This is a genomic window from Burkholderia sp. WSM2232 (genome assembly GCF_000472545.1).
In the GTDB taxonomy this organism is placed as follows: domain Bacteria; phylum Pseudomonadota; class Gammaproteobacteria; order Burkholderiales; family Burkholderiaceae; genus Paraburkholderia.
Map to the genome: position 1 here is coordinate 172,021 of NZ_AWZV01000011.1, position 21,659 is coordinate 193,679.

General features: G+C 64.0%; 18 protein-coding genes. 10 read left to right on the top strand and 8 right to left on the bottom strand.

Annotated elements, in window-relative coordinates; genetic code table 11:
* Nucleotide 1 precedes the first annotated feature (1 nt).
* Complete coding sequence (locus F757_RS0112055; RefSeq protein ID WP_027211610.1) at nt 2–1,033, bottom strand: sulfate ABC transporter substrate-binding protein; 1,032 nt, start codon at nt 1,031–1,033, stop codon at nt 2–4.
* A gap of 184 nt (nt 1,034–1,217) precedes the next feature.
* Nucleotides 1,218–1,820, bottom strand: coding sequence for an RBBP9/YdeN family alpha/beta hydrolase (locus tag F757_RS0112060; RefSeq protein WP_027211611.1), 603 nt, complete (start codon nt 1,818–1,820; stop codon nt 1,218–1,220).
* A 307-nt stretch (nt 1,821–2,127) separates the two neighbouring features.
* Between F757_RS0112060 and F757_RS0112070 the strand changes: the two genes are divergently transcribed.
* The 6 genes from F757_RS0112070 to F757_RS0112095 all read left to right on the top strand — a co-directional run bounded on the left by F757_RS0112070 (nt 2,128) and on the right by F757_RS0112095 (nt 6,288).
* On the top strand, nt 2,128–3,069 hold the full coding sequence (locus F757_RS0112070; RefSeq protein ID WP_027211612.1) for a 2-hydroxyacid dehydrogenase: 942 nt from the start codon (nt 2,128–2,130) through the stop codon (nt 3,067–3,069).
* Between the two features lie 73 nt (nt 3,070–3,142).
* A complete protein-coding gene (locus tag F757_RS0112075; RefSeq protein WP_027211613.1) occupies nt 3,143–4,069 on the top strand; it encodes a hydroxymethylglutaryl-CoA lyase in 927 nt (308 codons plus the stop codon).
* A 42-nt stretch (nt 4,070–4,111) separates the two neighbouring features.
* Complete coding sequence (locus tag F757_RS0112080) at nt 4,112–4,633, top strand: YbaK/EbsC family protein (protein ID WP_027211614.1); 522 nt, start codon at nt 4,112–4,114, stop codon at nt 4,631–4,633.
* A 4-nt stretch (nt 4,634–4,637) separates the two neighbouring features.
* Nucleotides 4,638–4,865 (top strand): DUF1289 domain-containing protein, encoded by a 228-nt coding sequence (locus F757_RS0112085; protein WP_027211615.1) that lies wholly within the window; start codon nt 4,638–4,640, stop codon nt 4,863–4,865.
* Nucleotides 4,862–5,353 (top strand): MaoC family dehydratase, encoded by a 492-nt coding sequence (locus F757_RS0112090; protein WP_027211616.1) that lies wholly within the window; start codon nt 4,862–4,864, stop codon nt 5,351–5,353. The genes F757_RS0112085 and F757_RS0112090 overlap by 4 nt, the downstream gene beginning before the upstream one ends.
* Nucleotides 5,350–6,288, top strand: a complete 939-nt coding sequence (locus F757_RS0112095; protein WP_027211617.1) for an MBL fold metallo-hydrolase — start codon at nt 5,350–5,352, stop codon at nt 6,286–6,288. Before F757_RS0112090 ends, F757_RS0112095 begins: the two co-directional genes overlap by 4 nt.
* A 333-nt stretch (nt 6,289–6,621) precedes the next feature.
* On the opposite strand, the gene F757_RS0112100 is transcribed toward F757_RS0112095, so the two are convergent.
* A complete protein-coding gene (locus tag F757_RS0112100) occupies nt 6,622–7,521 on the bottom strand; it encodes a DMT family transporter (RefSeq protein ID WP_027211618.1) in 900 nt (299 codons plus the stop codon).
* Between the two features lie 114 nt (nt 7,522–7,635).
* On the opposite strand from F757_RS0112100, the gene F757_RS0112105 reads away from it, so the two are divergent.
* Nucleotides 7,636–8,121 (top strand): Lrp/AsnC family transcriptional regulator, encoded by a 486-nt coding sequence (locus F757_RS0112105; protein ID WP_027211619.1) that lies wholly within the window; start codon nt 7,636–7,638, stop codon nt 8,119–8,121.
* Nucleotides 8,122–8,142: 21 nt separating this feature from the next.
* Here F757_RS0112105 and F757_RS0112110 read toward each other — a convergent pair whose 3' ends face one another.
* Nucleotides 8,143–9,033, bottom strand: a complete 891-nt coding sequence (locus F757_RS0112110; RefSeq protein WP_027211620.1) for an alpha/beta fold hydrolase — start codon at nt 9,031–9,033, stop codon at nt 8,143–8,145.
* Between the two features lie 466 nt (nt 9,034–9,499).
* Between F757_RS0112110 and F757_RS0112115 the strand changes: the two genes are divergently transcribed.
* Entirely contained in the window at nt 9,500–10,459 is a 960-nt protein-coding gene (locus F757_RS0112115; RefSeq protein ID WP_027211621.1) for an NAD(P)H-dependent flavin oxidoreductase, read from the top strand.
* A 253-nt stretch (nt 10,460–10,712) separates the two neighbouring features.
* Here the strand turns inward: F757_RS0112115 and icmF are convergent, their stop codons facing one another.
* From icmF to F757_RS0112140, 4 genes are all read right to left on the bottom strand, one after another.
* Nucleotides 10,713–14,159, bottom strand: coding sequence for a fused isobutyryl-CoA mutase/GTPase IcmF (gene icmF, locus F757_RS0112120; protein WP_027211622.1), 3,447 nt, complete (start codon nt 14,157–14,159; stop codon nt 10,713–10,715).
* A 355-nt stretch (nt 14,160–14,514) separates the two neighbouring features.
* The gene (locus tag F757_RS0112125) at nt 14,515–15,462 is read right to left on the bottom strand and encodes a LysR family transcriptional regulator (protein WP_027211623.1); all 948 of its coding nucleotides are present in this window, start codon (nt 15,460–15,462) and stop codon (nt 14,515–14,517) included.
* A 200-nt stretch (nt 15,463–15,662) separates the two neighbouring features.
* A complete protein-coding gene (locus F757_RS0112130; protein WP_027211624.1) occupies nt 15,663–16,748 on the bottom strand; it encodes a porin in 1,086 nt (361 codons plus the stop codon).
* 571 nt (nt 16,749–17,319) lie between these two features.
* Entirely contained in the window at nt 17,320–17,763 is a 444-nt protein-coding gene (locus F757_RS0112140) for a hypothetical protein (protein ID WP_027211625.1), read from the bottom strand.
* A gap of 563 nt (nt 17,764–18,326) precedes the next feature.
* Here F757_RS0112140 and F757_RS0112145 point away from each other — a divergent pair.
* Both F757_RS0112145 and F757_RS0112150 read left to right on the top strand, forming a co-directional pair.
* Nucleotides 18,327–19,352, top strand: coding sequence for a bile acid:sodium symporter family protein (locus F757_RS0112145; RefSeq protein ID WP_027211626.1), 1,026 nt, complete (start codon nt 18,327–18,329; stop codon nt 19,350–19,352).
* A 261-nt stretch (nt 19,353–19,613) separates the two neighbouring features.
* Complete coding sequence (locus F757_RS0112150; RefSeq protein WP_027211627.1) at nt 19,614–21,467, top strand: EAL domain-containing protein; 1,854 nt, start codon at nt 19,614–19,616, stop codon at nt 21,465–21,467.
* Nucleotides 21,468–21,659 lie beyond the last annotated feature (192 nt).

Genomic DNA, 21,659 nt, shown 5'->3' on the forward strand with positions numbered 1-21,659 from the left:
GTTACTTCCTGTCGACAACGATCTGGTCGAAGGTTCCGCCGTCGGAGAAATGAGTTTGCTGCGCTTTTTGCCAGCTGCCAAACATCTCTTCGACGGTGAAGGTCTTGATCGGCTTGAATTCGGCAGCGTGTTTTGCCAGCACGTTGCTGTCGCGCGGACGCAGATGATGTTGCGCGATGATCTCCTGCGCAGCGGGCGACCACAGGTAGTCGAGATAAGCCTGCGCCTCCTTGCGCGTGCCGCGCTTGTCGACCACCTTGTCGACAAGCGACACGGGCGGCGCTGCAAGCAGGCTCACCGACGGGTACACCGCCTCGAAGTTGCCCGCGCCCACGCCGCTGTTCATTAGCGCGACTTCGTTTTCAAACGTGACCAGCACGTCGCCGATGCCGCGTTGCGTGAAAGTGGTCGTCGCGCCGCGGCCGCCCGTATCGAGCACCGGCACGTTTTTGAAAATGGCCTTTTCGAACTTGAGCGCGTCCGCGTCCGTACCGCCATGCTGCTTGCGATAACCCCACGCGGCGAGGTACGTATAGCGTCCGTTGCCGGATGTTTTCGGATTCGCGATCACCACCTGCACGCCCGGTTTGGCGAGGTCGTCCCAGTCCTTGATGTGCTTTGGATTGCCCTTGCGCACGAGGAACACCATCGTCGTGGTGTACGGCGCGCTGTCGTTCGGCAGACGGGCGCGCCAGTTAGCGGGCAGCAGTTGGCCTTTTTCCGCGAGCAGGTCGATGTCGTTCGGCTGATTCATTGTCACGACGTCGGCCTGCAAGCCCTGCAATACCGACAGCGCCTGTGCGCTCGACGCGCCATGCGACTGGCGGATCGACACGGTCTCGCCGCTTTTCTGTTTGTACGCGGCGATAAAGCCAGCATTGATGTCCTTGTACAACTCGCGCGTCACGTCGTACGACACGTTCATCAGCGACGCATCCGCGTACGCCGCCGATGCACCGCCAAGCCCGAAGCCTAGCGTAATCGCTGTGACGCCGGCCGCCAGCCAGCGCAATGTCCCCGTCCTGCCTGCCATGTTGTCCCCGCTGTCGATGATAAAAAGCCGTGGCCGCGCCATTGCGCGGCGTGTAGCGGGATTCTAGCGGATCGCGTTCAGGCCCTGCGCTGCCGCGCCTGAACGCCGCGGTGCGCGAGTACACGATGCACGGTCCGGACGCATCGACGCGCGTGTCGATACGCCGCTTTTTTCCGACCCACCGTCAAACCAGCGCATGCTGCGCGACTTCGAGCGGTTCGTCGCGAAAGCGCAGCGGCGCGGCGCAGTGCACCAGCGTGTCGATGAAATACCTGGCCCTCGGCCACGGTCCGAATCCGGCTGCGGTGTTGATATGCCCCGCGTCACCGAGATTGACGAAAGCGCTGCCCAAACGCTGCGCGAGTTCACGTGAGCCGGCAAGCGACATCCACGGGTCCGTTTCGCTGCCGATCAGGATTGACGGCACGCCGAGGCGCCGCGCCTCGAACGTCCCCGCGAACGCAAACTTTTGCGGGCTGGCAGGCGCGACGAACAGCACGCCGACCACCTCGTTCGCATACGATGCCTGCTGCAAAGCGTGAGCCGCGGCGAGGCAGCCGAAGCTATGCGCGGCGAGCACGAACGGGCCCCGCTCGCGCGCGAGCAACTCGCACAGCGAGTTGGCCCAGCCGGCGATGTCCGGCGCGTCCCAATCGGCCTGCTCGACGCGCAGCGAGCGCGCGAACTGACGCTCGAGCCACGTCTGCCAGTGGGCACCCTCGCTGCCATGCAGCCCCGGAACGGTGACGAGCCGCGGCGGCCACGGAGATCTTGCGCATGAATGCATGTCTGTCCCTCGAAAGAGAACCGGGTAGCCATTGTCCCGCCGCGTGGCGTGCGGACGAACCAAGTTTTTGTGCTTTGTTTATGGGCCGGTGCGAGCGCATGGCAAAGGCCGCGGCGCACGGTCGTGCGCAATTGCGCGGAATCGCCGACGAAAAAGTAGAATGAAGCCTACCCATAATAGGAGGAGCCCTCATGCCTTGTGCGTCGCGCGCCGCGCCTCACCCGTCGCCAGCTTCGCAGCCGCGTTGCCGCGTGCGCTGCGCATGCGGCGCGAACGCGAGCCGGTCCTCACACAACGGAGCCGCGGCATGAAGATTCTCTTCTACATGCCGAACGATGAAGCCGCGGCCTGGTTGCGCGACTTCGCCCGCGCGCTGCCCCAAGCCGAGCTGCGCGAGTGGCAGCCCGGCGACACGGCGCCCGCCGATTTCGCTGTCGTGTGGCGTCCGCCGCGCGAGCTGCTGGCCGGGCGCGACAATCTGCGCGCGATCTTCAATCTCGGCGCGGGCGTCGACGCGATTCTCGCGCTGGAGCGCGAGCATCCCGGCAGCCTGCCGCGCAATGCACAATTGATCCGCCTCGAAGACACCGGCATGGCGCCGCAAATGGCCGAATACGTGATGCACGCCGTGCTGCGTTATCTGCGCCGCTTCGACGAATATCAGACGCTGCAGCGCGAGCGCCGCTGGCAGGTGCTCGACCCGCATCCGCGTGAGACCTTCAGCGTCGGCGTGCTGGGCCTCGGCGTGCTCGGCGCACATGTCGCGCAAACAGTCGCGGCATTCGGCATGCCGGTGCGCGGTTATAGCCGCAGCACGAAGCAGGTGGAAGGCATCACGACCTTCGCCGGGCAAGCCGGGTTCGACGCGTTTCTCGACGGCCTGAAAGTACTCGTCAACCTGCTGCCGCATACGCCGGATACGGCGAACGTGCTGAACGCCCGCACCTTTTCGAAGCTCGCGCGCGGCGCATATCTGATTAACGTGGCGCGCGGCGCGCATCTCGTGGAAGCCGATCTGCTGGACGCGCTCGCGAGCGGCCAACTCGCCGCCGCCACGCTCGACGTATTCCAGCACGAGCCGTTGCCGCCGGATCATCCGTTCTGGCAGGAGCCGCGCATCACAATTACGCCGCACGTGTCGGCGCTCACGTTGCGTGAAGAAAGCGTCGCACAGATCGCGCAGAAGCTGCTCGCGCTCGAACGCGGCGAAGCCGTCAGCGGTGTCGTGAACATCGAGCGCGGATATTGACCGGCGCCGACCCTATTATCAGGCGCACCGCTGCCGCAGGTTTGTTGCGCGGATCACCTAGAGGAGACACAACATGAACGTACCGCAGCAAGTGAAGATCGTCGAAGTCGGCCCGCGTGACGGTCTGCAAAACGAGAAGGATTTCGTCCCTACCGCAACCAAGGTGGAGCTGATCAACCGGCTCTCCGCAGCGGGTTTTCGCAACGTCGAGGCCGCGTCGTTCGTATCGCCGAAGTGGGTGCCGCAAATGGCCGACGGCGCCGACGTAATGGCCAGCATCGAGCGGCGCCCCGGCACGCTGTATTCGGTGCTGACGCCGAACCTGCGCGGCTTCGAAGGGGCGCTCGCCGCACGCGCCGACGAGATCGTGATCTTCGGCGCTGCGAGCGAAGCGTTCTCGCAGAAGAACATCAATTGCAGCATCGCGGAAAGCATCGAACGGTTCGCGCCGGTCGCGCAGGCGGCCAAACAGCATGGTTTGCGCATGCGCGGCAGCGTTTCGTGCGCGCTCGGCTGCCCGTATCAGGGCGAGGTGCCGGTTGCGTCGGTGGTCGACGTGGTGCAGCGCTTCGCGGCGCTCGGCTGCGATGAGATCGACATCGCGGATACGATCGGCGTGGGCACGCCCAACCGCACGCGCGAAGTGTTCGAGGCCGTGACCCGCGTGTTTCCGCGCGAGCGGCTCTCCGGGCACTTTCACGACACGTACGGCCAGGCGCTCGCGAACATTTATGCCGCTTTGCAGGAAGGCATCGAGATCTATCACGCGTCGGTGGCGGGGCTCGGCGGCTGTCCGTATGCGAAGGGCGCAACCGGCAATGTCGCGACCGAAGACGTGCTGTACCTGATGAACGGCCTCGGCATTCAAACCGGTATCGACCTCGCGCAGGTCGTCGCCATCGGCGATTTCATCTCGACGGCGATAGGCCGGCCGAACGTGTCGCGCGCGGGCAAGGCGCTGCTTGCAAAGGCGCGCAGCGAAGCGGCCAACTGTGTGTGAACACTGCGAACCAGGCAGACTCAACCAACAGGACCTGAAACGATGACGGACCACGCTTTTCTCGACTCCGACGACCTGACCGCCTTGCCCGATTCCGCTCGCCGCGTCGCGCTGTTGTTGCGCGAGCGCGGTCACGCGGGCCGCATCGTGATGCTGCCGGAAACCGGCAAGACTTCCGCCGAAGCCGCCGCCGGCCTCGGTTGCTCCGTCGCGCAGATCGCCAAGTCGATCCTGTTTCGCCGCCGCGAAGACGACGCGCCGGTGCTGGTGGTCGCGAGCGGCGCCAATCGCGTGGATGAAAAAAAGGTCGCGGCACAGGTGGGCGAGATTGGCCGCGCGGACGCGAAGTTCGTCCGCGAGAAAACCGGCTATGCGATTGGCGGCGTGTGTCCGGTCGGCCATGCGGTCGAACCGGTCACGCTGATCGACGAGGATCTGCTCGCGCTCGACAGCTTGTGGGCCGCGGCCGGCCACCCTCACGCGGTGTTCAATCTGACCGCGCAGGAACTGATCGCGCTGACGGGTGCGCCGGTGGTCGATGTGGCGCTGCGCGAAACGGCCTGACGCGATGGCAGCAGACAACCACCACGCGACCAAAGGAGGCAGTGTGCCTTCGCCGTGCATCAATGTGTGCCGCATGGACGCGTCGACCGGCTGGTGCGAAGGGTGCCTGCGCACCATCGACGAAATAGCCGGCTGGTCGCTCTACGACGACGACGAGAAACGCGCGGTATGGGACGCGCTCGACTCGCGCCATGCACAGTTCGTTGCAAGCCACGCGAAGGTGCAGCGATGAACGCGCCGCCGCGTATTGTTACGATTGGCGAGACCTTTAGCGCGACTCTCGCGTTGTCTGTCGATTCCGTTAAAACATTCGCCACGCTCGTCAACGACCTCAACCCGCTGCATCATGACGAAGCGTATGCCGCGCAAAGCCGCTTTGGCGGTCTTATCGCATCCGGCACGCAGCCTACCGCCCACTTCATGGCGCTGCTCGCCACGCATTTTTCGACCTATGCGCAACCGCTCGGACTCGAGTTCGACATCAAGCTGAAAAAGGCCGCGCACGCGGGCGACACGCTCGTCATGAGCTGGCGTGTGCGCGATGCTTACTGGAAGCCGAGCCTGAACGGCGACCTCACGCATCTGGAAGGCACGGTCACGAATCAGCGCGGCGAAGTCGCCTTAGTCGGCGCCTCGACCATTCTGGTCATGCCGAAAGCTGGCACGCCTGTCGACGCCGGCGTCAATATCAGTTGCGGCAGCGGCGCCGCCACGTCATGAACGCCCTGCCTGCGTCCGTGCGCGTGTTCGAGCGAGGCTGGCTCTCCTCGAACAATGTTCTGATCGTCGACGACAGGAGCGCCGCACTCGTCGATACAGGCTATGCAACGCATGCGCATCAAACGCGTGCGCTCGTGCAGCAGGCGCTTGGCGCACGGCCGCTCGATCTGATCGTCAACACACACTTGCACTCCGATCATTGCGGCGGCAATGCGCTGTTGCAGGCAACGTGGCCATGCCGCACGCTGATTCCCGCGTCGGAAGCCGAGGCCGTGCGCGACTGGGACGAAGCGCGCCTCACGTTTCGCGCCACCGGGCAGACCTGCGAGCGCTTCACCTTCACGGGCACGCTCGCGCCGGGCGCGACGCTGCGCCTGGGCGCACTCGACTGGCAGGTGCTCGGCGCGCCCGGCCACGATCCGCATTCGCTCATGCTGTACTGCGCGGCCGAACGCGTGTTGATCAGCGCCGACGCGCTCTGGGAAAACGGCTTTGGCGTGATCTTTCCGGAACTGGAAGGCGAGAGCGGCTTTGCGGAACAGCAGGCCGTGCTCGAAACGATTGCGGCCCTCGACGTGCGCCTCGCGATTCCCGGTCACGGCGCGCCGTTCGCAAATGTCGAAGAGGCGCTGCAACGCGCTTTCTCGCGGCTCGCATGGCTGCGCGCCGACCCCGCTCGCAACGCCAGGAACGCGCTAAAGGTGTTGATCGTCTTCAAGCTGCTCGAGGTGCGCGCAATGAGCTTTGCGACGCTGTTGCGCATGCTCGACAACGCAATGGCCATGCGTGCGGCTGCCTCCATGCTGAAACCGCGTGGCGAATGGCCCGCGCTTATGAAAGCACTTGTTGAAGAACTGGCCGCCGGGAATGGGCCGCTCACGGTGGACGGCGAGCAGATCGTTGCCAGAGCAACCGTACACGCGTCTGAGCAATAGCAGGCTGAAAGGGCGAAGAGCGCAGCAGGCAAGCGCAAAAAACCGCGAAAGCGCTACTCCAAAAAGAAAGCCGCTCAACCCGTTAAGGCGAGCGGCGCAATTTCTGTCGGACGTGATCAGCGTCTCGTTGAATGATACGCGCGCGCGATTTTGGACCGCATCGGTGATTTCCCTACAGATGCTTGACGGCGGCTGTACGCCGCGCCTACGCGCCGGGCGGCCAAACGCGGTTGACATTCGCCGCCGCACCTTCATTGCTCCGCTCATATGAACATACGCGGTTTTGCTTTGCAATCCGTAGCATTGCGTCGGCAGCAATCCCGCTGATCGCTTTCAGACCGTGGGCACCCGCCTTTGCGGCACGATTCGCCAGCCGAGATTGACGCCGGCGGCTGCGAGCAGAATCAGCACCGCGCCCAGCACCTGTATCCACGCGAGCGTCTGCCCAAACGCAATCCGGTCGACGATGATTGCGACCACCGGATAGATAAAAGACAGGGCGCCGGTCATCGCAGTGGGCAGTTTCTGAATCGCGCCGTACAGCAGTACATACATGAGGCCGGTATTCACGACGCCCAGCACGATCAGTTCGAGCCATTGCACGCCGGTCGCGGGCAGCGCATCGAAACGCACCAGCGGCGCGAGCATCACCACGCCGAGCGACACCTGGATCAGCGCAATCAGATGCGGCGGCGTGCCCTTCAGACGTTTGGTGATGATGGACGACACCGCATACATGGCCGCCGCGCCGACCGCATAGCCGATGCCGACCAGATACTGCCCCGGCACTGCCAGCACCGCGGGCTCGACTTTGACGACGAACACGAGCCCGACGAACGCGAGCAGCAGCCAGATCACCGTGGACGCGCTGATACGCTCGCGAAACACGAGCGCGCCGAGCGCGACCAACATGAAGGGCTGCGTGTTGTAGACGGCGGTCGCCATCGAGATCGACGCACGCGAGTACGCGGCGAACAGCAGCACCCAGTTCGCGACAATTGCCGCGCCCCCTAGAAGCGCGAGGCCGAGCATCTTCCACGAAAACAGCTGGCGTCTGAAAAGGCCGAGCACCGCGCACACGAGCGCGAGCGTCGCACCGCCGAAGATGCAGCGAAAGAACACTACGTTGAACGGGCTTTGCTGCGACGACACGACCAGCCAGCCAATCGTGCCGGACATCAGCATTGCCATACTCATCTCCGCGGCACCGCGGCGGATTTCGTTTGAAGCCATGATTCGATCCTCGAATTGATTGCTGCATGGCAAGCAGTGTAAATAATCCGAAGCCGCGAAAACATGGATAAAATTAAGCCATCGCCCGACAGCACCTCATATTCGAAGGCTGATATGTCAAAACGCCTTACTCCTGTCACGCCCATCACGCTCGACGAAACCGACCGCGCGCTGCTCGCTGCGCTGGCCGAAGACGCGCGCCGCCCGGTCAGTGAACTGGCGCGGCTCGTCGGACTGTCCGCGCCGAGCACGGCCGAGCGCATTCGCAGGCTGGAGGCGCAAGGCGTGATCGAGCGCTTCACGGTGCAGCTCGCCCCCCGCGCGCTCGGCTTCACGCTGCAAGCCATCGTGCGGGTGAAGCCGCTGCCCGGGCAGTTGCACCTGGTGGAGGAAGTGATCCGGCGAATTCCGGAGTTTGTCGAATGCGACAAGGTAACCGGCGACGATTGCTTCATCTGCCGCCTTTACCTGCATTCAATCGAACAGCTCGACGAAATTCTCTCGAAGGTCACCGAGCGCGCTGAGACCAGCACCGCAATCGTCAAATCGACACCCATCGCGCGGCGCCTGCCGCCGCTCGCCCAGGCGAGCGGCACGTGAGCGGCACGTGAGCGAGCGACCTTAGCGCTCGATCGCCTGGAAGAACGACAGCATTTCGGCGACCAGTTCCTCGGGCGCCTCTTCGGGTATGTAGTGGCCGCAAGGCAGCGAGCGGCCGCTCACGTCGCGCGCCACGAGGCGCCATTCGGCGAGCGCGTCGAAACATTTTTCGATCACACCTTTGTCGCCCCACAACACGCGCAACGGACAGGCAATCTTGTGCCCGCGTTCGATGTCGGCGCGGTCGTGCTCGAGGTCGATGCCCGCCGACGCGCGATAGTCCTCGCACATTGCGTGGACCGCGCCAGGCTGCGCCAATGCCGCGCGGTACGCCGCGAGCGAGGCCGGCTCGAACGGCGCGAGACCCGCATGACGGCCGCCCATTACCGCATCCACATATGCAGCCGGATTCGCGCCGATCAGCGTTTCGGGCAGCGGCTCCGGCTGGATCAGGAAGAACCAGTGGAAGTAATGCGTGGCGAACACGCGGTCGGTGGCCTCGTACATGGCGAGCGTCGGCGCGATGTCGAGCAGCATCAGACGTTCGACGGCATCCGCGTGATCGAGCGCCATGCGATGCGCGACGCGCGCGCCGCGGTCGTGCGCGCAAACCAGAAAGCGCTCGAAGCCGAAATGGCGCATCACCGCGACCTGGTCGGCCGCCATCGCGCGTTTCGAATAGGGCGTATGCGAGCTGTCGCTGGCCGGTTTGCCCGATGCGCCATAGCCGCGCAGATCGGTGGCAATGACCGTGAAGTGCTCAGCCAGTTGCGCCGCACAGCGCGCCCAGATCAGATGCGACTGCGGATGACCGTGCAGCAGCAGGAGAGGCGGCCCTGCTCCGCCCTTTACTCCGAAGATATCCGCATCGCCCGCGACGACGCGAAAGGGCGTGAAATTCTCGAAGGCCATGAGCGGGTCTCTCGTCGTGTGGAGTTCGTGCATTGTAAAAGGCCAATGTGTCCGCGCGCGGTGGGATACCCCACCCAGGCGTAGAACCTTCCTTCCAACCGTTCTAAACGATACGAACGCAGCGTAGACGCCTGGCCTATAATCGAACGATCGTTCTTAAAGGTTCGCGCGGCGATGCTGCTCTTTGGGGGCGGCTGCGACGTGGGCCGGTGCGACGTGGGCCAGTGCGACGTGGGCCAGTGCTACATGGCCAGTGCTACATGGCCGGTGCTACATGGCCGGTGCCACCTGGGCCGGTGCCTCATGTGCCGCTGCCACGTGGGCCGCTGATTCACCTGCTGCCGGCTGCTGCGCGGCGCAAGTCGCACGGCTGCCGCGCAGCGCACGCAACATGACGCGCGCCGCTACACTCAACGAATAACCGTGGGCGTCAAGCACACGGCTCATCAATCAGGAGACTCGCACTATGGCTTTGCCCGCCGTTCTGCAAAATCTGGCGCTGCCTGTCGTCGCCTCGCCAATGTTCATTGTCAGCTATCCCGAGCTGGTGCTGGCGCAGTGCAAAGCCGGCATCGTCGGATCTTTCCCGGCGCTGAACGCGCGTCCCGCCGAACTGCTCGACGAATGGCTCACGCACATCCAGGCACAGCTCGCCGAGCATAAGGCGGCGAACCCGGGCGCGCTGGTCGGACCCATCGCCGTGAACCAGATTGTTCATCAATCGAATACGCGGCTCGAACACGACGTGCGCGTGTGCGTCGAGCACAAGGTGCCGATTTTCATTACCAGCCTGCGCGCGCCGGCGCGCGAGATCGTAGATGCGGTGCACAGCTACGGTGGCATCGTGCTGCATGACGTGATCAATCTGCGTCACGCGCAGAAGGCGCTCGAAGCGGGCGTCGACGGTTTGATCCTGGTGGCTTCGGGCGCGGGCGGTCACGCGGGCACGACTTCGCCGTTTGCGCTGGTGGGCGAAGTGCGGCGCATTTTCGACGGACCCATCGTGCTGTCCGGCGCGATTGCGAACGGCGGCTCGATTCTCGCCGCGCAGGCAATGGGCGCCGATCTGGCATACATGGGCACGCGTTTTATCGCGACCAGGGAGGCGCACGCGGTGGAGAGCTACAAGCAGGCCATCGTCAATTCGAGCGCGTCGGACATCATCTACACGAACCTTTTTACGGGCGTGCACGGCAACTATATTCGCGAGAGCATCGTCAACGCCGGGCTCGATCCGGACGCGCTCCCGGAATCGGACAAGAGCAAGATGAACTTTGCCAACGAGAAGGCCAAAGCGTGGAAAGACATCTGGGGCGCGGGCCAGGGCGTGGGCCTGATGGACGACGTGCCGAGCGTGAGCGAACTCGTCGCGCGTTTGAAGAAGGAGTATGACGACGCGAAGGCGCGGCTTGGCATCGCGCGTTGAAGGCCGCGAAGGCGGGATGTGAAGGCGGGATGCGACGGCCTTATGCGAAGGCCTTATGCCAAGGCCCGATGCGAAGGGCCGATGCGAAGGCCCGATGTGAAAGCCTTATGCGAAGGCCCGATGCGAAGGTCCGATGTGAAGGCCTTATGCGAAGGCCGGATGCGAAGCCGACAGTGCGAAGCCGCAACGCAGAAAACCCAGGCGAAGTGCGTTGCGGCAACCAGAACTGCCGCCAGCCTCCCGCTTCACCCGCCTACATATTCCGCCGGTACTGCCCGCCCACTTCAAAAAGCGCATGCGTGATCTGCCCGAGCGAGCACACGCGCACCACATCCATCAGCACGGCAAAAACGTTTTCGTCGTCCATCACGGCGCGCTTCAAACGCTCGAGCGCGGCAGGCGCTGCCTCGCGGTGCCGCGCCTGAAAATCGCGCAGGCGTGCTAGCTGACTCTGCTTTTCTTCTTCCGTCGAACGGGCAAGCGTGATGGGCTGCGGCGCTTCGTGCGGATGAGCGCTCAGGAACGTGTTCACGCCCACAATCGGATATGAGCCGTCATGCTTGCGATGCTCGTACAGCATCGACTCGTCCTGAATGCGCCCGCGCTGATAACCGGTCTCCATCGCGCCGAGCACGCCGCCGCGCTCGGTCAGCCGGTCGAACTCGGCGAGCACCGCTTCTTCGACAAGATCGGTCAGCTCGTCGATCACGAAGCTGCCCTGATTCGGATTCTGATTTTTCGCGAGCCCCCATTCGCGATTGATGATCAACTGGATCGCCACCGCGCGGCGCACCGACTCCTCGGTGGGCGTCGTGATCGCCTCGTCGAACGCGTTCGTGTGCAGCGAGTTGCAGTTGTCGTAAATTGCGATCAGCGCTTGCAGCGTGGTGCGGATATCGTTGAAGTCGATTTCCTGCGCATGCAGGCTGCGGCCTGACGTCTGCACGTGATACTTGAGCTTCTGGCTGCGCTCGTTCGCGCCGTAGCGCTCGCGCATTGCGATCGCCCAGATGCGCCGCGCCACGCTCCCGAGCACCGTGTATTCCGGGTCCATGCCGTTTGAGAAAAAGAACGACAGGTTCGGCGCAAAGTCGTCGATAGACATGCCGCGCGCGAGATAAGCCTCCACATACGTGAAGCCGTTGGCGAGCGTATAGGCGAGTTGCGAAATCGGGTTCGCGCCGGCCTCCGCAATGTGGTAGCCGGAAATCGACACCGAATAGAAATTGCGCACTCCGTGTTCGACGAAATACGCCTGAATATCGCCCATCACTTTCAGGCTGAACTCCGTCGAAAAGATGCAGGTGTTCTGGCCTTGGTCTTCTTTGAGAATGTCGGCCTGCACGGTGCCGCGCACGTTTTCCAATGCGCTGCGGCGCGTGGCAGCACGCTCCTCGTCGGTCAGTTGACGGCCGAGTTGCTGCGCCCTGCGCGCGATCTGCTGGTCGATTGCAACGTTGAAGAACATTGCGAGAATGGTCGGCGCCGGGCCGTTGATGGTCATCGAAACCGACGTTTCCGGCGCGCACAGATCGAAGCCGTCGTAGAGCGCATGCATGTCGTCGAGCGTTGCCACCGACACGCCGGAGTTACCCACCTTGCCGTAGATATCCGGCCTCTCGTGTGGCTCCTCGCCGTACAGCGTGACCGAATCGAAGGCGGTCGAAAGACGCCTGGCTGGCATCCCTTCGGACAGCAGCTTGAAACGCCGGTTAGTACGCGACGGATCGCCCTCACCCGCGAACATGCGCGTCGGGTCTTCGTTCTCGCGACGAAACGGAAACACGCCGGCCGTGAACGGAAAATAGCCCGGCAGATTCTCCAGCATGAGCCAGCGCAGAATTTCGCCGTGGTCGATGAACTTCGGCAGCGCGACCTTGCGTATCTGCGTGCCGGACAAAGTTGTGACGGCAAGCGCCGTGCGAATTTCACGCTCACGAATGCGGACCACGTGTTCGTCGCCGGAATAGGCCGCTACGGTTTGCGGCCAGGCGTCGAGCAGCTTGCGTTCGCGCTCGCCCAACGCAGCGGTACGCTGCTCGATCAGTGCAGCAAGCCGGGCTGCGGATGCGTCAGTGGCCGCCTCGGGTTGTGTCGTGCCGGCTTCGCCGAGCATTCGTCGCGCCTCGGCGAGTTGCCAACGTTCGCGCGCAATCTGCGCCTGTGCTTCGGCGCGCTCGCGATAAGCATGGACCGTCTGCGCGATCTCCGCGAGATAGCGCACGCGCTGCGGCGGCACGATTGCGTGGCGGCCGCTCGAAAACCGCACGTCTGCGGGCGCGGACAGCCGACCGCCGCCCTCACGCAAACCGTGCCTGCGCAACGCGTTCGCGAGATGCCGGTAGAGCGCGCTCACGCCGTCGTCGTTGAAACGCGAGGCGATCGTGCCGAACACAGGCATTGCGTCGGGCGCTGTCGAGAAGTCGCCGCGATTGCGCTGAACCTGCTTCGCGACGTCGCGCAGCGCGTCGGCGGCGCCCTTGCGATCGAACTTGTTGATCGCGACGAAGTCGGCGAAGTCGAGCATGTCGATCTTTTCTAACTGGCTGGCCGCGCCGAACTCCGGCGTCATCACGTACAGCGACTCGTCGACGAACGGCACGATTGCCGCGTCGCCCTGGCCAATGCCGGACGTCTCGACGACGATCAGATCGAAGCCCGCCGCCTTGCACAGCATCAGCGCGTCGGGCAGCGCGTTGGATATCTCGCTCGACGCCTCGCGGGTCGCCATGGAACGCATGTAGACACGGGCGCCGCCGCCCCAATCGCCGATTGCGTTCATGCGGATGCGGTCGCCCAGCAGCGCGCCGCCGGACTTGCGGCGCGACGGGTCCACGGCGAGCACGGCAATGGTGAGCGCGTCGCCGTAATCGAGCCGGAATCGGCGGATCAGTTCGTCGGTCAGCGACGACTTGCCCGCGCCTCCGGTGCCGGTAATGCCAAGCACGGGAATCCGCGCTGCCTGTGCCCGAGCCGCGAGCTTGTCGCGCTTCGCCGCGCCGATGCCGCCGGTTTCGAATGCGCTGATGAGTTGCGCGAGGCGGCGAAATGTTGCCGGGGTTGTGTCTTCGGCACGCGCTTGTCCGGACGAAAGGCCGTGCGATACGGAGCCCGCGATCAACTCGTCGATCCATTCGCCGATTGTGTCGGGCGCGTGGACAGTGGGCGAGCCGCCTACCTCACCTGGCCCTCCGCCCTCGCCCAGGGACGCCACTCGCGCCGCCGCGCTTTGGCGCGCGAGCGCGGCGCATCGCCCGATCATGTCGTCGATCATGCCTTGCAGGCCGAGCCGCTGCCCGTCGTGCGGCGAGTAGATCTTTTCGACGCCATACTTTTCGAGCGCGACGATTTCCTCGGGGACAATCACCCCTCCGCCGCCGCCGAACACCTTGATGCGCTCGCCGCCGCGCGCTCGCAGCAGATCGACCAGATAGCGGAAGTATTCGTTATGGCCGCCCTGGTAGCTGGAGACGGCGACGCCGTCGGCGTCTTCCTGAAGCGCGGCGGTCGCGACTTCATCCACGGAACGGTTGTGGCCCAGGTGGATGACCTCCACCCCGCTTGCCTGAAGGATGCGCCGCATGATGTTGATGGACGCGTCATGGCCGTCGAACAAGGCTGCGGCAGTGACGAAACGCAGGCGCCGGCCGGCGGGCAGCTCGTGGCTGGCGGCGCGCTGCGGCGTGGACAGGTCGGTCATGTCTCCCCCAGATCGTTACGCTGTTGGCGTGTGCGGGTGCTGGCAACCAGTATAGCGAAACGGGTCGGGAGCGCTTGCGGGCTGGCGCGCGAATCAGGGAACCGCTGAGTCAGCCGCCTAGTGAGCGGCTGAGGGAGCCGCTTAGCGAACCAGTCAGCGAACTCTTGGGGGCTGGCGCGCCGCTCAGCAACCACTTCGCGCGAGCCGCTTAGCGAATCAATTAGCGAGCCCAGCAACGAGCCGCCTCGCCCCAGTCAGCGAACTCTTCCGGGCTGGCGCGCCGCTCAGCAACCACTTTGCGCGAGCCGCTTAGCGAATCAAGCAGCGAGCCCAGCAACGAGCCGCCTCGCCCCAGTCAGCGAAGCAACGGCGTGTCGGCCAGCGCCCTGATCTGTTCGAGCGACGGCCACAGCGATTCATTTGCGAAGCGCTCAGCCAGAAAATCCACGAATGAGCGAACCTTCGCGGACAAATGGCGGCGGCTTGCGTAGACGACGTGAATCGGCAACTCGCGCGGCGGCATTTCGTCGACGAGCAGCGGCACGAGGCGCCCTTCGGCCAGGTCGGCGCCGATCACCTCGGTGCCCAGCAGCGCGATGCCCCCGCCGTGCAGCACCATCACGCGCTGCGCCTCCAGATGGTTCACGATCAGATTGCCGGACAGCCGCACGCGCGCAGCCTCGCCGGTGCTCTGCATGACGTCGAGCGGGGACACGCCCGCGTATTGCAGAAAGTTGTGACGCGCGAGGTCGGCGGCGGTCTTGGGTACGCCGCGCCGGCGCAGATAAGCGGGCGACGCGCAGAGCACCAGGTGCGCCATCGCAATGGGCCGCGCGATCAGCGACGACGACTTCATCCCGCTAGGCGAAGCGCGGATCGCGACATCGAAGCCTTCGTCGATCAGCTCCACCACACGGTCCGACAAGGTGATGTCGACGGTGACCTGCGGATACTGCGCGGCGTAATCGGCGACGGCCGCCATCACGTGGCTCAAGCCGAACGCCGAGAGCGAGGAGACCCGTAAGCGCCCTTGCGGCACCACGCTCGCCGCACCGACCACCTGCTCGGCTTCCTCGAGTTCCGTGAGCACCTGACTCAGGCGCTCGTAGTATTCGCGCCCGGCCTCGGTGGGCGCCACGCGGCGCGTCGTGCGATTGAGCAAACGCGCGCCGAGCTGCTGCTCGAGATGCATCACATGCTTGCTCGCCATTGCCGCGGACATTTCCATGCGCTCGGCAGCGCCGACGAAGCTGCCCACTTCGACCACCTGCCGGAACACTTTCATGCTGACGAGGGTGTCCATCCGAATCGCTCGCTCAAGGAATCAATCGGCGTCATTTTGCCCGCTTTATCAAGAGCGAGTGAGTAAAGGCCCATATGGCGCGAGCCGGAAAAACAAAAGCCCGCGTTCCAGAGGAAGCGGGCTTTTGACGCCTGCGGTCCGAGACAGCGCACAGCAGGGGCCGCGCGCTGTGTTCGCCGGGGCGGAGAGAACGACGACGCCTAGAACTTCGCGCGCAGGCCCACACCGTACGTGTTGCCGCTCGACTGATTGCTGATGTGGTCGTACAGGTACGCCGCGTAAATATCTGTGCGCTTGGAGAGCGGATAGTCGTAGCCGACGGCAGCGGTCTGGCGTGTCTGGTCGAAACCGCCGCCGTCGCGCGAGTACGCATACGAGGCCATGACCGTGCCGGGACCGAACGGCACCGACACGCCGCCTTGCGCGGTGTTCACGTGCCAGCTCGTCAGCGTCTGGTCGTTGTGCGTGTACATGTACTGGCCGAACAGCTTCACGTACTTGAGGTCGTACGAAACGCCGAGTTGCGCGACGCTTTGCGCCTTCAGGCCCGGCACGCCCGACGAATCGAAGCTGCCGAGGTCGCCCGGGGTGTTGTTGAAATTCACATACTGGTAGACCGCGGTCGCCGCGAACGGGCCGTGGAAATACAGTACCTGACCGCTCCATTTCTTCGCGCCGTTCTGCGTGGTGTTGCCAAGCGCGTACATGGCGCTCGCCGACAGGCCGTTGAAGTTCGGCGACTGATACTGCACCGCGTTGTTCCAGCCGGAGTCGCCCGTCACGCCCTGATCAGTCGAATACGTCGGGAACGTGCCAAGGCCGAGATAGACGTGGTAGACCATCGGCGAAAAGACGTACGAGTCGATGAACGGATTGAACAGAATCGTCGACACGAACAGATGCGTGGTCAGGCGTCCGGCCGTGACCGTGCCGTACGGCGATTCAACCCCGACGTACGCATTGCGCGAGAACGTCGTGTCGCCGGTGAAGCGGCCGTACTGGCCGTTCTGCGCGCGGAAAAAGCCTTCCAGCGTGAAGATCGCCTTATAGCCGTTGCCCAGGTCCTCAGCGCCTTTCAAGCCCCAGTACGACGTGGACATCCCGCCGCCGGAAACCTGCACGGCTGTCTTGCCGCCCGGGAATTTCTGCGCGCCGACCCATTCGTCGACCTGGCCGTACAACTGCACGCTCGATTGCGCAAAAGCAGACGATGCGCCGGCCAGCAAAGCCGCGCACGCGGTGACCTTCAAGGTTGTGTTCAGCGCACGGCTGATGTTTGTTTTCATGGATTCTCCAGTCTTTGTCAAAAGGTGTGGCTGTGCGAAAGGGCGAGCTCGCGCGGACCAATGTTGTTATCCGTGTGATCGTCGAGCCAATCTGGGCGGGACCATCTTTGCGGACCATTTTTATAAACAAAAATATGGCTGGTTATTGCGGGTATATCGGTCTGATTAGTTTTGTCGCTTATCGGCCTGCTAATGAAGCTTCAGATGCGGCTCTCACGGTTGCCGGCGGCCCGCGACCGGCTCACGCCCAGCGGCCCGCGCGCCGCGCCAGCCGCTGATCACGCTTCAGATGACATGCCGATGACGCGCCGCCGCATAAACGCCAAGATTTGACGACGGGAGGCGGCTTGCTGCCGAGTGTTTTCAAAAATGTGTGGCGTCGAAACGTCAATTCGAGGACGAGATCTTCGACGTTTTGCTTCGGAGAATCTGGACGTAATGCCGGAGTAAAGCCAATCGAAAGGCTACGCAGCCACACGCATCACGAGCAAACTGACGTGCTGTCGCATCGGCGGGCACGGGCAGACGCCATGCGCGGCCAAGACGCGAAAGGAGGCGGCGAGGTGCGCCTCTAGTTGCGGTAAGGGGAACCTTCGGGTGGGCGGCCGTCGTCGGCCTGGCGCTGAATGGCGCGGATCGAACTGCGCTCTTCGTTGTAGCGCGCGACATCGGCCCGGATGGAGCCGGAGCGAACCGGCGCATTGGACTGCGCTCGCTGCCCGGGCCGCGACTCTGCGCTGACTGGCGTGATCACGCCAGGGTAGGGTATGCCTCCGCGGCCTTCGCCGGGATAGGAGCCCGGGCCTGCAACCCGGCGAATGTTGGACGCTGCTGCGCTCGGGTGGGCGAAGCCGCGGCCCACATCGCGGTTGACGTAGTTACCGTGGCCGTAGGCGTCCACACCGAACCTGGCGCCGCCGTGCGGTGTGCCCGGCCCCTTCGCGTAGGCGAACGAGCACAACGCGATAATCAGCGCGCTCCACGGCCAGTGCTTCGTTATCGACAACCCGTCCACCAGTGACTCACATGCCCGAAGACTTGCCTGAAGCGCGCCGTTCGAGCTGCGGCGGGCTTGTTGAGGGACTGGCGCGGACGCTGCGACGATGCCGCGGCGCGGGGCATTCCCGACGGCCTTTGAACGGCTAATTTATGGTTGCCAGCAGAGGGTGTCGAGCCAAAAAGTGTTAGACCTCACCCGCTGTTGTAACACCTTGTTACTGCGACGTTTTTTCTACGACATAACCCTTGCACAAACCGACCGATGGCGTTGATTTCGGCGCGCGTTAGTTCGCGTAACGCGTGCCAAATCGGTAACACTAAAAGCACGACCTTCATCGGAGAGCCAGCCACGCCCGCCCGTCGAATTACACCCAGACCACCCGCAAAGGCCCGCAATGCCGGGCCCCTGCTCATGGCCGCGCGACACGAATGCGGCAAGCTCATCAATCGAGTCATCAAATGAATTTGCCTCTTCAATCGCTTTGGCACGACAATGCTGGTTTTCCCTGACCCGGATACGGCACGCTTCGCGCACGCGCCTTGCGTACAGTCCCGCATTACCGATTTCGAGAAATAGACATGGCCCGCCCGAAACTGCTTCCCGACAACTTCACTCTGTGCCTCCTCGGCACCGTGGCACTCGCCAGCCTGTTGCCGGTGCGCGGGCAGGCCGCCGTGGGGTTCGACTGGGTGACGAACGTGGCGGTCGGCCTGCTGTTTTTCCTACACGGCGCGAAGCTTTCGCGGGAAGCGATTGTTGCGGGCGCGACGCACTGGCGTCTGCATATAGTCGTACTGCTCAGCACGTTCGCGCTGTTTCCGCTGCTCGGCCTCGCGCTTAAACCGCTCCTTTCGCCACTTGTCACGCCGGCGCTCTATGGCGGGATCCTCTTCCTCTGCACGCTGCCGTCTACGGTTCAGTCCTCTATCGCGTTCACCTCCATTGCCAAAGGCAACGTGCCGGCTGCCGTTTGCAGCGCGTCGGCTTCCAGCCTGCTCGGCATCTTTGTCACACCCGCGCTCGTCAGCGTGCTCGTGACCAACCAGGCCGCGGGCGGCAGTTCGCCCTGGCACACCGTGGGCAATATCGTGCTGCAACTGCTGGTGCCGTTCGTGGCCGGGCAACTGTTGCGCCCGCTGATCGGCAAATGGATCGAGCGGCACCGCGGCGTGCTGAAGTTCGTCGACCAGGGCTCGATCCTGCTGGTGGTGTACGGCGCCTTCAGCGAATCGGTTACCGAAGGCCTGTGGCATCAGATTCCGCTCTCCGCGCTGGGCGGCGTGCTGCTCATCAGCGTGGTGCTGCTCGCGCTGGCGCTGGCTGTCACGATTGTGGTGAGCAAGCGGCTCGGCTTTTCCCGCGCGGACCAGATCACCATCATCTTCTGCGGTTCGAAGAAAAGTCTCGCTGCCGGCGTGCCCATGGCCAAGGTGATCTTCGCCTCTCAGGCGGTAGGCGCGGTCGTCCTGCCGCTCATGCTGTTCCACCAGATCCAGTTGATGGTGTGCGCCGCGCTCGCGCAGCGCTGGGGCGCTCGCGACCTGAGCGGGGAGACCCGCGCCGCTTCGCGCGAGCGGGCGGCCGCAGCCGTCGCCCGCCGTTGAGTACGCGTGCAATGCAAATAGGACATTCATAAGCGCCCTCCCTGAGCGTCGTTTTTCGAAAAGCCGCCAATGCGCGGCTTTTTGTTATTTCACGCGCAAACGCCGTGGTTGTCGCCTCAGCCGGATGGCATAGGCGGCTTCTCTAAAAGTCCTGGATGCGTCTTGCACGCACCGGGTCGGTGCAACGCTTCATCAAAAGTTCACTTAATTGTCCGCAGGGCAGGTCGTTAAGCCGAAGGTCCATCGCTACGCCTACCTGCCATGCAACTTAGCTCGCCCTCCCGGTCCGCCGCGCCGCGCATCGAGGAGTTGATTGCCCGGCGTGAGCTGTCCGCCGTGTTCCAGCCCATCGTCGACTTCGACGGCGGCGCGATTCTCGGCTACGAAGGTCTGATTCGCGGTCCCGCGGGTACGTCGCTCGAGGCGCCCTTCGCGCTCTTTTCGCAGGCGCTCGCCGAAGGCTGCACGATTGAGCTCGAACAGGCCGCTGCGCGCGCCTGCATCGAAGCGTTCGCGCGGCTCGGCTACGACGGCAAGCTATTTCTCAATTTCAGCGCGGGCGCGCTTCGGCGTCTGGCCGAGGCGCCCGAGGGCACGCTCGCACTGTTGCGCCAGCGCGGCCTCGACCCGGAGCGCCTCGTGATCGAGTTGACGGAGCAAAGCACGATTCCTGACGTGGGCGGATTCCTGCCCGTCATCGCCTCTCTGCGCACCGCAGGCGCGCAGTTCGCGCTCGACGACTACGGCACCGCGAACGCCAGCATGAATCTGTGGGTGCGGCTGCAACCGGATGTCGTGAAGATCGACCGCTTCTTCATTCACGACATTGCCTGCGACCCGCTCAAGTTCGAAGCCGTGCGCGCGATGCAGCACTTCGCGAGCGCGAGCGGCGCCCGGCTCGTCGCCGAAGGCATCGAGAAAGAAGCGGATCTGATCGTCGTGCGCGACATGGGAATCGGCTGCGGGCAAGGGTTTTTCTTCGGACGCCCGAATGCGCAGCCCGCGCGCAAGGTCACCGACGACGCCCGCGACGCGCTGCGCGCCGGTCACATCGCCGTGTTTCCGGAGGCGACGCGCACGCTCAGTGCGGCCTCGCCATCGGGCGGCATGGCGTCGGAAAAGATGCTCGTGCACGCGCCCGCGCTGCCGCGCCACGCCACCAATAACGACGTGCTCGAACTCTTCAACCGTCTGCCCGACCTGCACGCGGTGGCGGTGGTCGAGCACGACGAGCCCATCGCGCTCATCAACCGCCGCAGCTTCATGGACCGCTACGCGCTGCCGTATCACCGGGAGCTGTTCGGCAAGCGGCCGTGCCTGCTGTTCGCGAACGCGTCGCCGGTCGTGATCGAAAAATCCATGACCGTGGAGCAGATGGCCAAGCTCCTCGCCAGCGACGATCAGCGTTATCTCGCCGATGGCTTCGTAATCACCGAAAACGGCAAGTACGCGGGGCTCGGCACCGGCGAAAACCTGGTGCGCGCAGTGACCGAAGTGCGGATCGAAGCGGCGCGCTACGCGAACCCGCTTACCTTCCTGCCCGGCAACATTCCGATCAGTTCTCACATTGCGCGACTGGTCGGCAATCACGCCGGTTTTTACGCGTGCTACGTGGACCTGAACCACTTCAAGCCCTTCAACGACCAGTACGGCTACTGGCAAGGCGACGAAGTGCTGAAGTTCGCCGCCGCCGTGCTCGCCGACGTGTGCGACCCGATGCGCGATTTTCTCGGTCACGTGGGCGGCGACGACTTCCTGATCCTGTTCCAGAGCGACGACTGGCGCGAGCGCGTGCTGCGCGCGATCCATGTTTTCAACGAAGGCGCGCAGCGCTTTTACGCGCCGGCGGACCGTCTGGCCGGCGGCATCCACGGCGAGGACCGGCGCGGTAATCCGACCTTCTTCGGCTTCGTGACGATGGCAATCGGCTGCGTGCGCGTCGAACCGAATTCCGCCGACGGCGCGCCGCTGTATAACAGCGAGGAGGTGGCTACGGTCGCGGCGCTCGCGAAGCGGCGAGCAAAGCTGGAGGCGAGCGGCTTCGTGCTGATCGACGCGCAGGAAAGCGCGGCTTTGCTGCGCGGACAGCCCGAAAGAGCCGTGACCGTCGACTGAAAAACCGCGGGCAAGACTTCCGCAAGGGCCCGTGGCAACGCATGTTTAGTGAATTTTACTAAACAACAGAAAATCATAAATACCCTGTACCTACGGGTATTTACCGAAGCACAGCGCGCTTTTTTCGAGCGGCTTTCACATCGTTTTACTATACAATCGCCGGACCCAAACATCGCGCGGTCGCCCTTCCCC

What these genes read in the sequence shown, in the direction of transcription:
- F757_RS0112055 (WP_027211610.1), bottom strand. Translation starts at nt 1,033, where the DNA reads ATGGCAGGCAGGACGGGGACATTGCGCTGGCTGGCGGCCGGCGTCACA.
- F757_RS0112060 (WP_027211611.1), bottom strand. Translation starts at nt 1,820, where the DNA reads ATGCATTCATGCGCAAGATCTCCGTGGCCGCCGCGGCTCGTCACCGTT.
- F757_RS0112070 (WP_027211612.1), top strand. Translation starts at nt 2,128, where the DNA reads ATGAAGATTCTCTTCTACATGCCGAACGATGAAGCCGCGGCCTGGTTG.
- F757_RS0112075 (WP_027211613.1), top strand. Translation starts at nt 3,143, where the DNA reads ATGAACGTACCGCAGCAAGTGAAGATCGTCGAAGTCGGCCCGCGTGAC.
- F757_RS0112080 (WP_027211614.1), top strand. Translation starts at nt 4,112, where the DNA reads ATGACGGACCACGCTTTTCTCGACTCCGACGACCTGACCGCCTTGCCC.
- F757_RS0112085 (WP_027211615.1), top strand. Translation starts at nt 4,638, where the DNA reads ATGGCAGCAGACAACCACCACGCGACCAAAGGAGGCAGTGTGCCTTCG.
- F757_RS0112090 (WP_027211616.1), top strand. Translation starts at nt 4,862, where the DNA reads ATGAACGCGCCGCCGCGTATTGTTACGATTGGCGAGACCTTTAGCGCG.
- F757_RS0112095 (WP_027211617.1), top strand. Translation starts at nt 5,350, where the DNA reads ATGAACGCCCTGCCTGCGTCCGTGCGCGTGTTCGAGCGAGGCTGGCTC.
- F757_RS0112100 (WP_027211618.1), bottom strand. Translation starts at nt 7,521, where the DNA reads ATGGCTTCAAACGAAATCCGCCGCGGTGCCGCGGAGATGAGTATGGCA.
- F757_RS0112105 (WP_027211619.1), top strand. Translation starts at nt 7,636, where the DNA reads ATGTCAAAACGCCTTACTCCTGTCACGCCCATCACGCTCGACGAAACC.
- F757_RS0112110 (WP_027211620.1), bottom strand. Translation starts at nt 9,033, where the DNA reads ATGGCCTTCGAGAATTTCACGCCCTTTCGCGTCGTCGCGGGCGATGCG.
- F757_RS0112115 (WP_027211621.1), top strand. Translation starts at nt 9,500, where the DNA reads ATGGCTTTGCCCGCCGTTCTGCAAAATCTGGCGCTGCCTGTCGTCGCC.
- icmF (WP_027211622.1), bottom strand. Translation starts at nt 14,159, where the DNA reads ATGACCGACCTGTCCACGCCGCAGCGCGCCGCCAGCCACGAGCTGCCC.
- F757_RS0112125 (WP_027211623.1), bottom strand. Translation starts at nt 15,462, where the DNA reads ATGGACACCCTCGTCAGCATGAAAGTGTTCCGGCAGGTGGTCGAAGTG.
- F757_RS0112130 (WP_027211624.1), bottom strand. Translation starts at nt 16,748, where the DNA reads ATGAAAACAAACATCAGCCGTGCGCTGAACACAACCTTGAAGGTCACC.
- F757_RS0112145 (WP_027211626.1), top strand. Translation starts at nt 18,327, where the DNA reads ATGGCCCGCCCGAAACTGCTTCCCGACAACTTCACTCTGTGCCTCCTC.
- F757_RS0112150 (WP_027211627.1), top strand. Translation starts at nt 19,614, where the DNA reads ATGCAACTTAGCTCGCCCTCCCGGTCCGCCGCGCCGCGCATCGAGGAG.